General features: G+C 51.9%; 1 rRNA gene. It reads right to left on the bottom strand.

The features are described 5' to 3' along the window. Positions 1 to 1,711, bottom strand: a 23S ribosomal RNA gene (locus tag EPE01S_RS22560); the annotation flags it as partial. Between the last annotated feature and the right edge of the window lie 152 nt (positions 1,712 to 1,863).

Below are 1,863 nucleotides of genomic sequence, written 5' to 3'. Positions count from 1 at the left end.
CAGCGTGCCTTCTCCCGAAGTTACGGCACCATTTTGCCTAGTTCCTTCACCCGAGTTCTCTCAAGCGCCTTGGTATTCTCTACCTGACCACCTGTGTCGGTTTGGGGTACGATTCAATGTTACCTGATGCTTAGAGGCTTTTCCTGGAAGCAGGGCATTTGTTACTTCAGCACCGTAGTGCCTCGTCATCACGCCTCAGCCTTAAAGAGTTCCGGATTTGCCTGGAACTCAAGCCTACACGCTTAAACCGGGACAACCGTCGCCCGGCTAACATAGCCTTCTCCGTCCCCCCTTCGCAGTAACACCGAGTACAGGAATATTAACCTGTTTCCCATCGACTACGCCTTTCGGCCTCGCCTTAGGGGTCGACTCACCCTGCCCCGATTAACGTTGGACAGGAACCCTTGGTCTTCCGGCGAGCGGGCTTTTCACCCGCTTTATCGTTACTTATGTCAGCATTCGCACTTCTGATACCTCCAGCAGACCTCACAGTCCACCTTCGACGGCTTACAGAACGCTCCCCTACCCAACAATACTTGCGTATCGCTGCCGCAGCTTCGGTGCATGGTTTAGCCCCGTTACATCTTCCGCGCAGGCCGACTCGACCAGTGAGCTATTACGCTTTCTTTAAATGATGGCTGCTTCTAAGCCAACATCCTGGCTGTCTGTGCCTTCCCACATCGTTTCCCACTTAACCATGACTTTGGGACCTTAGCTGGCGGTCTGGGTTGTTTCCCTCTTCACGACGGACGTTAGCACCCGCCGTGTGTCTCCCGTGATAACATTCTTCGGTATTCGCAGTTTGCATCGGGTTGGTAAGCCGGGATGGCCCCCTAGCCGAAACAGTGCTCTACCCCCGAAGATGAGTTCACGAGGCGCTACCTAAATAGCTTTCGGGGAGAACCAGCTATCTCCCGGTTTGATTGGCCTTTCACCCCCAGCCACAAGTCATCCGCTAATTTTTCAACATTAGTCGGTTCGGTCCTCCAGTTAGTGTTACCCAACCTTCAACCTGCCCATGGCTAGATCACCGGGTTTCGGGTCTATACCCTGCAACTTAACGCCCAGTTAAGACTCGGTTTCCCTTCGGCTCCCCTATACGGTTAACCTTGCTACAGAATATAAGTCGCTGACCCATTATACAAAAGGTACGCAGTCACCTAACAAGTAGGCTCCCACTGCTTGTACGTACACGGTTTCAGGTTCTGTTTCACTCCCCTCGCCGGGGTTCTTTTCGCCTTTCCCTCACGGTACTGGTTCACTATCGGTCAGTCAGGAGTATTTAGCCTTGGAGGATGGTCCCCCCATATTCAGACAGGATGTCACGTGTCCCGCCCTACTCATCGAACTCACAGCAAGTGCATTTTTGTGTACGGGAGTATCACCCTGTACCCTGCGACTTTCCAGACGCTTCCACTAATGCACAAACTGATTCAGGTTCTGGGCTGTTCCCCGTTCGCTCGCCGCTACTGGGGGAATCTCGGTTGATTTCTTTTCCTCGGGGTACTTAGATGTTTCAGTTCCCCCGGTTCGCCTCATGCCACTATGTATTCATGACATGATAGTGTGACGTATCACACTGGGTTTCCCCATTCGGGTATCGTCGGTTGTTGCGGTTCATATCACCTTACCGACGCTTATCGCAGATTAGCACGCCCTTCATCGCCTCTGACTGCCTAGGCATCCACCGTGTACGCTTAGTCGCTTAACCTCACAACCCACAAGCGTCCCGAAGGAACACGTGTTGTCGTTGCGAGCATTTGAGAGACTCGAACATATCGTAGATTTCATTCTTATTACGGAGAATGAAAACGACATGTCGTTTCAATTTTCAGCTTGTTCCGGATTGTTAAAGAGCAAATA

Origin of the sequence: Erwinia persicina NBRC 102418 (genome assembly GCF_001571305.1) — a bacterium.
Lineage (GTDB): Bacteria > Pseudomonadota > Gammaproteobacteria > Enterobacterales > Enterobacteriaceae > Erwinia > Erwinia persicina.
Note: the sequence above shows the minus strand (reverse complement) of the source record. Positions and strands in the feature narration are given on the sequence as shown.